13 protein-coding genes are annotated in these 12,594 nt (G+C 58.1%); 9 read left to right on the forward strand and 4 right to left on the reverse strand.

Translation table 11 applies throughout. The features are described from left to right. Positions 1 to 125: 125 nt before the first annotated feature. Entirely contained in the window at positions 126 to 983 is an 858-nt protein-coding gene (locus tag KSS91_RS06455; protein ID WP_217837380.1) for a peptidoglycan DD-metalloendopeptidase family protein, read from the forward strand. Between the two features lie 105 nt (positions 984 to 1,088). Next, positions 1,089 to 2,096, forward strand: coding sequence for an RNA polymerase sigma factor RpoS (rpoS, locus tag KSS91_RS06460; protein ID WP_007970728.1), 1,008 nt, complete (start codon positions 1,089 to 1,091; stop codon positions 2,094 to 2,096). Positions 2,097 to 2,567: 471 nt separating this feature from the next. On the opposite strand, the gene fdxA is transcribed toward rpoS, so the two are convergent. Then, a complete protein-coding gene (gene fdxA, locus KSS91_RS06465; RefSeq protein ID WP_007970729.1) occupies positions 2,568 to 2,891 on the reverse strand; it encodes a ferredoxin FdxA in 324 nt (107 codons plus the stop codon). Between the two features lie 142 nt (positions 2,892 to 3,033). Continuing rightward, positions 3,034 to 5,613: a DNA mismatch repair protein MutS gene (mutS, locus tag KSS91_RS06470; RefSeq protein WP_095965052.1), complete on the reverse strand. Its 2,580-nt coding sequence runs from the start codon at positions 5,611 to 5,613 to the stop codon at positions 3,034 to 3,036. A gap of 210 nt (positions 5,614 to 5,823) precedes the next feature. Here mutS and KSS91_RS06475 point away from each other — a divergent pair, with 210 nt between their 5' ends. From KSS91_RS06475 to recX, 5 genes are all read left to right on the forward strand, one after another. After that, entirely contained in the window at positions 5,824 to 6,558 is a 735-nt protein-coding gene (locus tag KSS91_RS06475) for a LexA family transcriptional regulator (protein WP_217837381.1), read from the forward strand. A 173-nt stretch (positions 6,559 to 6,731) separates the two neighbouring features. Continuing rightward, a complete protein-coding gene (locus KSS91_RS06480; protein ID WP_095965053.1) occupies positions 6,732 to 7,073 on the forward strand; it encodes a phage holin family protein in 342 nt (113 codons plus the stop codon). A 116-nt stretch (positions 7,074 to 7,189) separates the two neighbouring features. Further along, on the forward strand, positions 7,190 to 7,690 hold the full coding sequence (locus KSS91_RS06485; protein ID WP_126049686.1) for a CinA family protein: 501 nt from the start codon (positions 7,190 to 7,192) through the stop codon (positions 7,688 to 7,690). An 83-nt stretch (positions 7,691 to 7,773) separates the two neighbouring features. Further along, positions 7,774 to 8,832 (forward strand): recombinase RecA, encoded by a 1,059-nt coding sequence (gene recA, locus KSS91_RS06490; protein WP_007971148.1) that lies wholly within the window; start codon positions 7,774 to 7,776, stop codon positions 8,830 to 8,832. Positions 8,833 to 8,840: 8 nt separating this feature from the next. Then, complete coding sequence (recX, locus tag KSS91_RS06495; RefSeq protein WP_095965054.1) at positions 8,841 to 9,308, forward strand: recombination regulator RecX; 468 nt, start codon at positions 8,841 to 8,843, stop codon at positions 9,306 to 9,308. Positions 9,309 to 9,353: 45 nt separating this feature from the next. On the opposite strand, the gene KSS91_RS06500 is transcribed toward recX, so the two are convergent. Then, positions 9,354 to 10,472: an LOG family protein gene (locus KSS91_RS06500; protein WP_217837382.1), complete on the reverse strand. Its 1,119-nt coding sequence runs from the start codon at positions 10,470 to 10,472 to the stop codon at positions 9,354 to 9,356. 480 nt (positions 10,473 to 10,952) lie between these two features. Here KSS91_RS06500 and KSS91_RS06505 point away from each other — a divergent pair, with 480 nt between their 5' ends. Beyond that, entirely contained in the window at positions 10,953 to 11,147 is a 195-nt protein-coding gene (locus KSS91_RS06505) for a hypothetical protein (RefSeq protein WP_007971153.1), read from the forward strand. On the opposite strand, the gene KSS91_RS06510 is transcribed toward KSS91_RS06505, so the two are convergent. Further along, complete coding sequence (locus KSS91_RS06510; RefSeq protein WP_007971154.1) at positions 11,148 to 11,570, reverse strand: quorum-sensing-regulated virulence factor family protein; 423 nt, start codon at positions 11,568 to 11,570, stop codon at positions 11,148 to 11,150. Positions 11,571 to 11,758: 188 nt separating this feature from the next. On the opposite strand from KSS91_RS06510, the gene KSS91_RS06515 reads away from it, so the two are divergent. Beyond that, positions 11,759 to 12,508, forward strand: coding sequence for a tRNA-uridine aminocarboxypropyltransferase (locus tag KSS91_RS06515; RefSeq protein WP_217837383.1), 750 nt, complete (start codon positions 11,759 to 11,761; stop codon positions 12,506 to 12,508). Positions 12,509 to 12,594: the final 86 nt, after the last annotated feature.

The following is a 12,594-nucleotide window of genomic DNA, read 5'->3' on the forward strand; positions in this document are numbered from 1 at the left end:
GCAAACGTGTGCGCGACAGCGATTCGCCACATTAAAGGTAAAGCGTGCACGGCCCGTTATACTTGCGACAGTTCATGCCGGACTCCGGTATTTAACATTTTCAGCCACCACAGAGGGAGCGGCGGGTGAGTCTCACAGTCATTGCGCAGCGTATGAGTAAAACGAGCTTTCAGCGCCTGGTGACTGGCCTTGTATTGAGTACATTGCTGGTCGGTTGTTCCAGCAACAAATCCAGTGATGTTCGTGTCGTGGACCGCAACAATGCGGCGGCTCAGCGTCCAGCCGTGACCACCGGGCAATACGTGGTGCGTCCAAAGGACACCCTGTTTTCCATTGCTTTCCGTTACGGCTGGGACTACAAGGCCCTTGCGGCCCGAAACAATATTCCCGCGCCCTACACCATCCATCCGGGTCAGACGATTCGCTTTGATGGTCGTACCGGTTCAACGTCGACGGCGGTGGTCAGTTCGTCCAGTTCAACGCCTTCGTCGTCGAGTAAAACCACGGTCATCCGTCGTTCGGCAAACGGTACGACTACCAGCACAACGACAGTTGTACCGTCCGTCGCGAACAAACCTGCCCCCGCTCCGTTACCTCCTCCGGGGCCAGCCCCGACAGGCTGGGGATGGCCATCTAATGGCATTCTGATTGGAAAATTCTCTTCAAACGGTAGTTTGAATAAAGGAATTGATATCGCCGGAGATTTGGGACAGCCTGTTTTAGCTGCGTCTGATGGGACGGTGGTATACGCCGGGAGTGGCTTAAGGGGCTACGGCGAATTAGTGATCATCAAGCACAGTGAAACCTACGTCAGTGCCTACGGACATAACCGCAGGCTGTTGGTTCGGGAGGGGCAGCAGGTCAAGGTCGGACAGACAATTGCCGAAATGGGGTCAACGGGTACAGACCGGGTGAAACTGCATTTTGAGATTCGCCGTCAGGGTAAACCTGTAGATCCGCTGCAATTCCTGCCACGTCGTTGATCGCTTACCAGCCTGTTCCGTCGCGTAGAGGGGACAGGCTCCAGCGTTGCCAGGGAGAAAGGCGCCGCTTGAGCTTGAGGTCGAACTCACCAAAGGACTATAACAATGGCTCTCAGTAAAGAAGTGCCGGAGTTTGACATCGACGATGAGGTTCTCCTGATGGAGAGCGGCATCGATACGGATTCGATGTCGAATGATGAAGGGGCGGCTCCACCTTCCGTTCGTGCCAAATCCAAACACTCCGCATCGTTGAAACAACACAAGTACATTGACTACACGCGGGCACTCGATGCCACGCAGTTGTATCTCAATGAAATTGGTTTTTCTCCCCTCCTGTCACCCGAAGAAGAAGTTCATTTTGCGCGCCTGTCGCAAAGTGGCGATCCGGCCGGGCGCAAGCGCATGATCGAAAGCAACCTGCGACTGGTGGTGAAAATCGCCCGACGCTATGTCAATCGTGGGCTGTCACTACTGGATCTGATCGAAGAGGGCAACCTCGGTTTGATCCGGGCGGTGGAGAAGTTCGATCCGGAACGCGGTTTCCGTTTCTCGACCTACGCGACCTGGTGGATTCGCCAGACCATCGAACGTGCAATCATGAATCAGACCCGGACCATCCGTCTGCCGATCCATGTGGTCAAAGAGCTGAATGTGTACCTGCGGGCTGCGCGGGAACTGACGCAAAAACTCGACCATGAACCCTCACCCGAAGAAATCGCCAACCTGCTGGAAAAACCGGTGGGAGAGGTCAAGCGTATGCTCGGCCTTAACGAACGGGTTTCTTCGGTCGACGTCTCGCTGGGTCCGGATTCGGATAAAACCCTGCTCGACACCCTGACTGACGACCGCCCGACCGATCCATGCGAACTGTTGCAGGACGACGACCTGTCCCAGAGCATCGATCAATGGCTCTCGGAGCTGACCGACAAGCAACGCGAAGTGGTTGTACGCCGCTTCGGCTTGCGCGGTCATGAAAGCAGCACCCTTGAAGACGTCGGTCTGGAAATCGGCCTGACCCGTGAGCGGGTCCGGCAGATTCAGGTGGAAGGCTTGAAGCGGCTGCGCGAGATCCTGGAAAAAAATGGTCTGTCGAGTGAGTCGCTGTTCCAATAAGGCACTCAATGCGATGGCATGAAAAACCCCGACTGGCTCGGGGTTTTTTATTGCCAGACCAAGAGACCGAATCCCCTCTGGATTTCGGTTTCGTGCTGTAAGCCCAGGCTTACACTTGCGTAAGTGTTCGTTATTTTTACACCCTGGCAATCGTCCATGATGAACGCCTTTCGTTTTTATCTTTTTGATTTATATAACTATTTTTTATTATTAATTACGTGTGACAGCTGGGTTTCGCGCCAAGGGGCGATTGATCCCGCAGGGGAACACTCTAGTATTGAGGTTGTGTCGACGGACAGACACGTCCTTCAAGGATGAGGGATAGGGATATCGCAGGACGCGATTCATCAGGATGATGAAAAGGAACACAGGGAATAGGGAAAAAATGTGGGCGGGTCAAACCGCCCCTTTTTTTGCCTGCAGAAAAGCAAAAAGGCCCTTGTGGGGCCTTTTTCGCGAACGCGGGGGTAATCAGCGTTCGAGGTCTGCGATCTTGCCTGGCTTGCCATCCCATTCTGCGGAATCGGGCATTGGATCCTTGCGTTCGGTGATGTTTGGCCAGATATCGGCCAACTCAGCGTTCAGCTCGATGAAGTTCTCCATGCCGGCCGGAACCTCATCTTCGGAGAAGATAGCCACGGCAGGGCATTCAGGTTCGCACAGCGCGCAATCGATGCACTCATCCGGGTGAATCACCAGGAAATTCGGGCCTTCGTAAAAGCAGTCCACCGGACAGACTTCTACGCAGTCGGTGTACTTGCACTTGATGCAGTTGTCGGTGACGACGAAGGTCATTTCTAATTTTCTCCTCAGGCGCGGCTTGCTGCGCCCCTTCTCGTAGGGGTCGCCAGGTTTGGGAGCGATAGTCTGCTGGCCAGGCTATTAGCCAGCAGCATCCCAAACCGCGCGAGATTCTAACAGCTTGCAAGCCGCTGCGTTAGATCCGTGTCTTCAGTGTATAGAGCATTTCGAGAGCACGACGTGGTGTCATGTCGTCCAGATCGAGCTTGGCCAGTTCCTCCAGCACCGGGTGTGGCAGGCTGGCAAACAGGTCGCTTTGCTGTGGAACCGCCGGTTTGCCTTTGGCAGGTGCTGGCGACTCATGGGGCAGTGCGGTGTCTTCCAGGCGGCTCAAATGCTCGCGGGCACGGGTGATCACCTCACTCGGTACGCCCGCCAGCTGCGCGACCGCCAGGCCGTAACTCTGGCTGGCCGGGCCGGGCAGCACGTGGTGCAGGAACACGATGCGTTCATTGTGCTCGGTGGCATTGAGGTGCACGTTGGCCACCAGCGGCTGGGCTTCCGGCAGGACGGTCAGTTCGAAGTAGTGGGTGGCGAACAGCGTGTAGGCACGCAGATGCGCCAGGCGTTCGGCCGCTGCCCATGCCAGGGACAGGCCATCGAAGGTACTGGTGCCGCGCCCGACTTCGTCCATCAACACCAGGCTGCGCTCGGTGGCGTTGTGCAGAATGTTCGCGGTTTCGCTCATTTCCACCATGAAGGTCGAGCGCCCGCCGGCCAGGTCATCGCTGGAACCGATCCGGGTGAAGATGCGGTCGACGAGCGATAATTCGCAACTGGCCGCCGGCACGAAGCTGCCGATATGCGCCAGCAGCACAATCAGGGCGGTCTGACGCATGTAGGTGGATTTACCGCCCATGTTCGGGCCGGTGATCACCAGCATGCGCGTGTTGTCGTCCAGGCTCAGGTCGTTGGCCACGAACGGCGTGGTCAGCACCTGCTCGACCACCGGATGGCGGCCCTGGCTGATGCGCATGCACGGTTCGCTGACGAAGCGCGGGCAGTTCAGGTCGAGGTTCAGTGCACGCTCGGCCAGGTTGCTCAAGACGTCCAGTTCGGCCAGGGCGCCGGCGGTGTCCTGCAAGGGTGGCAACTGGGCGATCAGGTCTTCGAGCAGCGCTTCGTACAGCATCTTCTCGCGGGCCAGGGCGCGGCTCTTGGCTGACAATGCCTTGTCTTCGAACGCCTTGAGTTCCGGCGTAATGAAACGCTCGGCGCCTTTGAGTGTCTGGCGGCGAATATAGTCGGCCGGTGCCGACTCCGCCTGCTTGCTTGGCAGCTCGATGAAGTAACCGTGAATGCGGTTGTAGCCGACCTTCAGGTGCGACAGGCCGGTGCGGGCCTTTTCCCGTGCCTCGAGGTCGATCAGGAATTGCCCGGCGTTTTCGCTGAGCGATTGCAGTTCGTCGAGTTCGCTGTCGTAGCCGGTTTTCAGTACGCCACCGTCACGAATGACCGCCGGCGGGTTGTCGATGATGGCCTTCTCCAGCAGTGCTGCCAGTTCCGGGTAGGTACTGGTAATGCTGGCGAGTTGCTGGAGGTGCGGGGCTTCGAGCTCAGTCATCGCCACTTGCAGTTCGGGCAGTGCGCCGAGGGCGTCACGCAAGCGGGCGAGGTCGCGCGGGCGGGCGTTGCGCAGGCCGATCCGCGCAAGAATCCGCTCGATGTCGCCGATTTCCTTGAGCTGCGGTTGCAGTCTTTCGAAGCGGTAGCCGTCGAGCAGGCAGGTGATCGAGGTCTGGCGCGCCAACAGCACCGTCAAATCGCGTAACGGGCGATTCAGCCAGCGGGTCAGCAGGCGGCTGCCCATGGCGGTCTGGCAACGGTCCACCACCGATTGCAGGGTGTTGTCGCGGCCCCCGGCCAGGTTGGTGTCGAGCTCCAGGTTGCGACGGCTGGCGCCATCGAGCACCACGGTGTCGTCGAGGCGCTCATGACGCAGGCTGCGCAAATGGGGCAGGGCGGTGCGCTGGGTTTCCTTGGCGTAGGCCAGCAGGCAACCGGCGGCGCCGATGGCCAGGGTCAGGTTTTCGCAGCCAAAGCCCTTGAGATCCTGGGTCGAGAATTGCTGGCACAGGCTTTTTAGCGCCGAATCACGCTCAAAATCCCACGGCGCACGGCGACGCACACCGCGGCGTTTTTCCGCCGGCAAATCCTTGGGCCAGTCATCCGGGATCAGCAATTCCACCGGGTTGACCCGCTCCAGCTCCGCCAGCAGGTTTTCCCACCCCTTGATTTCCAGCACGCTGAAGTTGCCACTGGTGATGTCCAGCACCGCCAGACCGAACAGGCGCTCGTCACCCAGAACGGCAGCGATCAGGTTGTCTCGACGCTCATCCAGCAGCGCCTCGTCACTCACCGTCCCCGGCGTGATGATGCGCACCACCTGCCGCTCCACGGGCCCTTTGCTGGTGGCGGGGTCACCGACCTGCTCGCAGATCACCACCGACTCGCCAAGCTTCACCAGTTTTGCCAGGTAACCCTCGGCGGCATGGTAAGGAATCCCGCACATCGGAATCGCCTGCCCCGCCGACTGCCCGCGGGCGGTCAGGGTGATGTCCAGCAACTTGGCGGCCTTCTTCGCGTCTTCATAGAAGATCTCGTAGAAGTCGCCCATGCGGTAGAACATCAGCTGGTCCGGGTGCTGGTTTTTCAGGCGCCAGTACTGCTGCATCATCGGGGTGTGGGAAGACAGGTCGGAGACGGCTTTATTCATCGGATTGTCAGGAAGCTCGTTGAAAGAGGTGGGGCAAAAGCGGGGCAACGGCCAGGCTTTTCCGCGATGGGCGCAAGGTTACCATGGGCGCTCTACCCGACGCAGGCATCGCGGCCGGGTGACATCTTTTACGATGCAAAAAACAGGTCATGCATCGATTATGCAATTGGGCATTTGTCTTCTGCGGAAATAACCAGCACTATGCGCGTTATGCACAAACGCAACGTATCTACTGTCTTAAGGGCATTGCTCGATCAGCACGGGATCTCCCCCACGGAGCTTCACCGTCGTACCGGCGTGCCTCAATCCACGCTCTCGCGTATTCTCAGCGGGAGGATCGTCGATCCTTCGGATCGGCATATTTCGAAAATTGCCGACTATTTTTCCGTGAGCACCGACCAGTTGCGTGGCCGCGCGGACGTCGCGCCCGCCACCAATGCCGGGCGCGCTCCTGTGCATTCGGAACTCAAGGATATAAGCCTGTGGGACGACGATACCCCTGTCGATGACGATGAGGTGTCAGTTCCTTTTCTTCGTGAGGTTGAGTTGGCCGCAGGGTCGGGAAGATTCGTCATTGAGGAAAGCGAGCGCTCTAGCCTGCGCTTTGGAAAGCGTAGTCTGCGCCACAATGGTGTGCAGTTCGATCAGGCGAAATGCGTGACGGTGCGTGGCAACAGCATGCTGCCTGTACTGCGCGATGGCGCGACGGTCGGGGTCAATGCTGGTAAGTGCGGCATTGGCGATATCGTTGACGGCGACCTTTATGCAATCAATCACAACGGCCAACTTCGGGTGAAGCAGCTTTATCGCCTGCCGACCGGGATTCGCCTGCGCAGCTTCAATCGTGATGAACACCCGGATGAGGATTACACCTTTCAGGACATCCAGGAGGAGCCGATTGTTATCCTCGGACATGTCTTCTGGTGGGGCATGTACGCTCGCTAACACCTCCTGCGTTCAGATATAACCCGCTTCCCGAGCGGGTTTTTTCGTTTGCTGAAGGCATCGGATTGTCTTCTTTTATGCGTTTGCGCATTGACTGATTATGCATTGGTGCATAATCTTGTTGCCTATCTGTTCAAGAACACGGAATGACCGTTCACTCAAGGAGGCATGAAATGACCGCTGAGCAATATGCGTTGCTGGACATGCCTCTTTGGCTGGTCATCAGCCTGCCAATACTCGGTGGCGTTACCGGTGAAATGTGGCGTGCCGATAAAGAGGGCGTTCGTGGCTGGCCCCTTATCCGGCGCCTGAGCCTGCGGTCTGGTTCCAGCATGATCTGCGGCGCCTCGGTCATCATGTTGCTGCACGCCGCCAATGTTTCCATTTGGGCTGCTTGTGCAGGCGGTTGTTTGGCGGCGATGGCCGGGACTGACGTGGTTTTGGGGTTGTATGAGCGTTGGGCGGCCAAACGCATGGGCGTCAGTCAAGTTCCATCCGGCGACGTCGAAGATTGAACCCTCGGCAGGCCTTTTCCAGAGCCTCTGGTTCTTTACATTTTGATCGCTCCAGTCGCTTGCAAGTGCGGTCTGCTGGTGTACGGTTAACCCATCCCGCCCATCAGGAGATGACCGTGAAAGTAATCACCCAACTCGCCGCTGACCTTGGCAGGCAATTGCAGGTTCTCAATGCCCACGTTTCCACGGCCGAGTCCTGCACCGGAGGCGGGATCGCCGAGGCGATCACCCGTATTCCCGGCAGCTCGGCGTGGTTCGAGGCCGGTTATGTCACCTACTCCAATCTGCAGAAGAACCTGCAACTGGATGTTCCTGTGGAGTTGTTCACCACGGTGGGGGCGGTCAGTCGCGAGGTGGTCGAGGCGATGGCCAGGGGCGCGCAGGAGAAAAGTCGCGCATATTTTTCCGTGGCGGTCAGTGGCGTAGCCGGGCCGGACGGTGGTTCGCCGAGCAAGCCGGTGGGGACGGTTTGGCTGGCCTGGGGTGTGGGCGAGCGAGTGTTCAGCGAGTTGCAACACTTCGCCGGTGACCGCGACGAGGTGCGCCGACAAACGGTGAAGGCCGCGCTAGAGGGGCTGCTGCGCTATGCCACGGCAGAAATCTCAAATCAGGGGTAGGCGATCCGGAATCGCTGTGGAATAATACTGGCTACTTATACAGGTGTTGGCCGTCAGGCCTTATTGATTACGTGAGGACTTTAATGGACGACAACAAGAAGAAAGCCTTGGCTGCGGCCCTGGGTCAGATCGAACGTCAATTCGGCAAGGGTGCCGTAATGCGTATGGGCGATCAGGACCGTCAGGCGATCCCGGCCATTTCCACTGGCTCTCTGGGTCTGGACATTGCTCTTGGCATCGGCGGTCTGCCAAAAGGCCGTATTGTTGAAATCTACGGTCCTGAATCTTCCGGTAAAACCACGCTGACCTTGTCCGTGATCGCCCAGGCTCAAAAAGCCGGCGCGACCTGCGCATTCGTCGACGCCGAACACGCCCTCGACCCTGAGTACGCCGGCAAGCTGGGCGTCAACGTTGACGACCTGCTGGTTTCCCAGCCGGACACCGGCGAGCAGGCCCTGGAAATCACCGACATGCTGGTGCGTTCCAACGCGGTTGACGTGATCATCGTCGACTCCGTGGCCGCCCTGGTGCCAAAGGCTGAAATCGAAGGCGAAATGGGTGACATGCACGTGGGCCTGCAAGCCCGCCTGATGTCCCAGGCGCTGCGTAAAATCACCGGTAACATCAAGAACGCCAACTGCCTGGTGATCTTCATCAACCAGATCCGCATGAAAATCGGCGTGATGTTCGGTAGCCCGGAAACCACCACCGGTGGTAACGCTCTGAAGTTCTACGCATCGGTTCGTCTGGACATCCGTCGTACTGGCGCGGTGAAGGAAGGTGATGAAGTCGTTGGTAGCGAAACCCGCGTCAAGGTCGTGAAGAACAAGGTGGCTTCGCCGTTCCGTCAGGCCGAGTTCCAGATTCTTTACGGCAAGGGCATCTACCTCAACGGTGAGATGATCGACTTGGGTGTTCTGCACGGTTTCGTTGAGAAGTCCGGCGCCTGGTATGCCTATGAAGGCACCAAGATCGGTCAGGGCAAGGCCAACTCGGCCAAGTTCCTGGCGGACAATCCGGAAGTCGCGGCAAAGCTGGAGAAGCAACTGCGTGACAAGCTCCTGTCCCCGGCATCCGTAGCAGACGCCAAAGCTTCTGCGGTCAAAGAGACCGAAGACGACCTGGTTGACGCTGATATCTGATCGAAGCGATGACCGCCGTACTCGATACACTCGTCGCGGTGCGGCGAACCGCAATGGACCTGCTCGCACGACGCGAGCACGGTCGAGTCGAGCTGACGCGTAAACTGCGTCAGCGCGGCGCCCTCCCTGAAATGATCGAAACAGCACTCGACCGGTTGACGGAAGAGGGGTTGTTGTCTGAAACCCGTTACCTCGAAAGTTTTGTTTCCTACCGCGCCCGTTCCGGTTATGGCCCTTTACGCATTCGTGAAGAGTTGAGCCAGCGCGGCCTGCAGCGCACCGATATTGAACTTGCCCTGCGTGAGAGCGGTATCGACTGGCAGGAGCAACTGGCCGACACCTGGCGACGTAAATTCTCCGGGCAATTGCCGGCAGATGTTCGGGAGCGCGCCAAACAAGGCAGGTTCCTGGCGTATCGGGGATACTCCATGGAAATGATCAACCGCCTGTTCAGCGGTCGAGGGATGGACGACTGAACTGAAACGGCCCGCTATTTCGATAGCGGGCCGTTTTTTTATGCCTTACGTAACCTTTGACGACTCCCGCGTGCGTTGTTGTGCCTGGGGTTTTGATTGTGCCCAGTTTTCCGGCAGGTTGATGTAGTCCACAAGTTCGCGCAGGCGGCCATGATTGCGGGCGTTGAAGTTGAAGACCAGTCGCGCCAGATGGCTGAATTCGGCTTCGTCGTGTTCTTCACCGCTGTAAGTGTGCTGATGGAAATGATCACTCAGGCACAGGTCGGCGAAAGCCTCCTGCATGTATTCGAGTGCCTGGTCGTTGAGTGAGTGATTCATGCGAATCAGGAACTGATGCTTGAGCCAGCGACTGGAGTGGAAGTTGCCGTAGAACTGGTTGATGTGCTCTACCGCTTCTTCGATGTTGTAGACCAGTCTCACCAGCTTCATGTCAGTGGGCAGGATGTAGTGGTTTTCCTCCAGTTGCTGGTGAATGAAGTCCAGTGCGCCTTGCCAGAATTTACCGCCCGGCGCGTCGAGCAGCACCACGGGCACCAATGGGCTCTTGCCGGTCTGAATCAGCGTCAGCACTTCCAGGGCTTCATCCAATGTGCCAAAACCGCCCGGGCACAGCACCAGGGCATCGGCTTCCTTGACGAAGAACAGCTTGCGGGTGAAGAAAAAATGGAAGGGCAGCAGGTTGGTCGTGCCGTCGACAGTGGGGTTGGCATGCTGCTCGAAGGGCAGGGTGATGTTGAACCCCAGGCTGTGTGTCAGGCCGGCGCCCTCGTGGGCGGCGGCCATGATGCCGCCACCGGCGCCGGTAATGACCATCATGTCCGAGCGCGCCAGAGCGGCGCCGAGTTCCCGGGCCATCCTGTAGAGGGGATGTTCCATGGGGGTACGGGCCGAGCCGAAAACCGTGACCTTGCGCCGTCCCTTGAATTGTTCGAGCACGCGGAAGGCCTGTTCCAGTTCGCGCAGGGCTTGCAGGGTGATTTTGGCGTTCCAGCGGTTGTGGTCTTCCTGGGCCATGCGCAGCACGGTCAGGATCATGTCACGGTAGATCGGGATATTCGGGCTGTTGGGTGAAATCAGCTTGAGTTGTTCTTCGACCTTGCTGAGGAGGTCGTGGCCGCTTTCTTCAAAATGACGGCTCAGGAGGTCATTCGGTTGGTAAGGCATTCAACTTCTCCTTCTGCACAGAACCTTCAGCCCGACAACGTACGTCGCGCCACGACACTTCATGTGTCGCTGTCTGCCCAAGCCCATGCCTGGGCGATCTACTTGACCCGAAAGGCATCGGATCATCCAAACAGGTTCTGTTTTTCCCTTGGATGAAAGAAACAATCGCATAACACGACAAGCGACGGCCAGCCCCTTTCCAGCCCTGAAAAAGTGAAGGTGGACACCTGAAATCTAGACGTTCACAACGATTTGCGCTGATTTATCATTGCGCCACAACGTCTTTGCTGGCAACCGCTTATTGATGATTTGCAAGGTGGTTTCACCGCTCGTCTGAACAGTCGTCGTGTGTGCCGCACTCTGATTTACTAAGTTACAGGTGCCACACGACAACTTTGCGTCAACGGCAGGACGCACGGTATATGCAGTTCAAGGATTTAATCGCTCAAACATGAGTGAAGTGCAGGGAGGCGGGAAGCCATGGCCAGAGTCGTTCTGGAGGTCGATACGCAACTGTATCGATTGTTGAAGTCATCAGCCGAGGCCAATCATTTGAGCCTCGAAGAGGAGTGCTGCCGGCGTTTGCGTGGCGGCGAACGCCGTTCGCATTACTTGCAGGCGCTGCTGGCAGAATTGCGCGCCGAAGATGAACAGCGGCGCGCCAATTCCCGGTGATTACTTTTTCTTCTTGGCCGGTTGCAGGCAATCCGATTCCTGGAAGCTTGCGGAACCAACCGGACGGTTGGTCTTCACCTCGGTGAAGTCGTAACGCATGATCGCGCCCTTGGCCATCAGCTTGCGAAACCCTTCGTTTCTGCAGACAGAAGCGCCCAACTGGAAGTACACAGCCTTCGGGTCTGCACGCATCTTGTCGGCGTGGCTGCTCTGCACGCTCAGGTGGTTGATCAGCTGTTTGCCTTCAACGGTGTAGCCTTGATCGAGTATGTCTTCGTTGATCGCTCGAGGAGTGCCGACGCTGCTCTGGGTGGCGACGTTTTGCAGCATTTTGTTCAGTTCCGTGTCTTTCAAGGACGCAGCCTGGGCATTGAGGGACGACGCCAGCAAAATAGCCGCGGTAGGAACGATAAGGCGCAGCATGAAACTCTCCTGGTTCAGTGATGGGGGTTTGACCCGTCACGTGACTGTGCGTTCAGTGGCGGCGAATTATAGGGGAGGCGGGCTGGACGGTACAGGCTTGCACCGGGCGGTCTGGTAAACTGCTGGCACTTTTTGCCCTGTCGAGTGTTTTTCGTGTCGAGTTCTCTTCTCTGTGGGCGTTGCCCGCTATGAGCACTACCCCCGCGCGCTTTGCCTTGAATGCCGTAGCCCGCTTGCGCGATCAGCGTGAGGAGGAAGGCATCAAGCCGATTCAGGCCCGCGGCTGGCGTGCGCCGCGTTGCCGTGACTGCCGGGTGATCGAGAGCCACTGCTTGTGCGCATGGCGTCCGCAGGTCGCGACCCGCTCCGGCGTGTGCCTGATCATGACCAACAAGGAAGTGTTCAAGCCGAGCAACACCGGTTGGCTGATCGCCGATGTGGTCCCTGACAACCACGCCTTCATCTGGTCCCGTACGGAGGTCGATCCGAAGTTGCTGGCGCTGTTGTCCGACCCGCAATGGCAGCCCTACCTGGTGTTTCCGGGTGAGTATGTCGAGCCTGAGCGGGTGACAAACAGTGTGGATGTCGATGGCACGAAGCGTCCGTTGTTTATTCTGTTGGACGCGACCTGGACCGAAGCGCGGAAGATCTTTCGCAAGAGTCCCTATTTCGATCGTTTGCCGATCCTCAGCCTGCTGCCCGAAAAACTCTCGCGCTACCGGTTGCGCCGCTCGACCCGCAGCGAGCATCTGTGCACGGCGGAAGTGGCGGCGCTGTGTCTCGACCTTGCGGGCGATGTCGACGCAGCCTCGGCGCTGGATGCCTACTTTGATGTGTTCAGCCAGCATTACCTCGACGCCAAACATCAGTTGGACATGAACGTTTCGACCCCGGCGCATGCCGAGTTGATGCCCTATGTCCAGTCGGTCACTCCATGAGTGGACTGATTGTCGCTCATACTGCAATAAACTGTACCGGGCATGCTGCTTGACCACCCCGGCTTCGCTGGGCATGCTTGGCGCCG

It is taken from the genome of Pseudomonas azerbaijanorientalis, assembly GCF_019139795.1.
Taxonomy (GTDB): Bacteria; Pseudomonadota; Gammaproteobacteria; order Pseudomonadales; family Pseudomonadaceae; genus Aquipseudomonas; species Aquipseudomonas laurylsulfatiphila.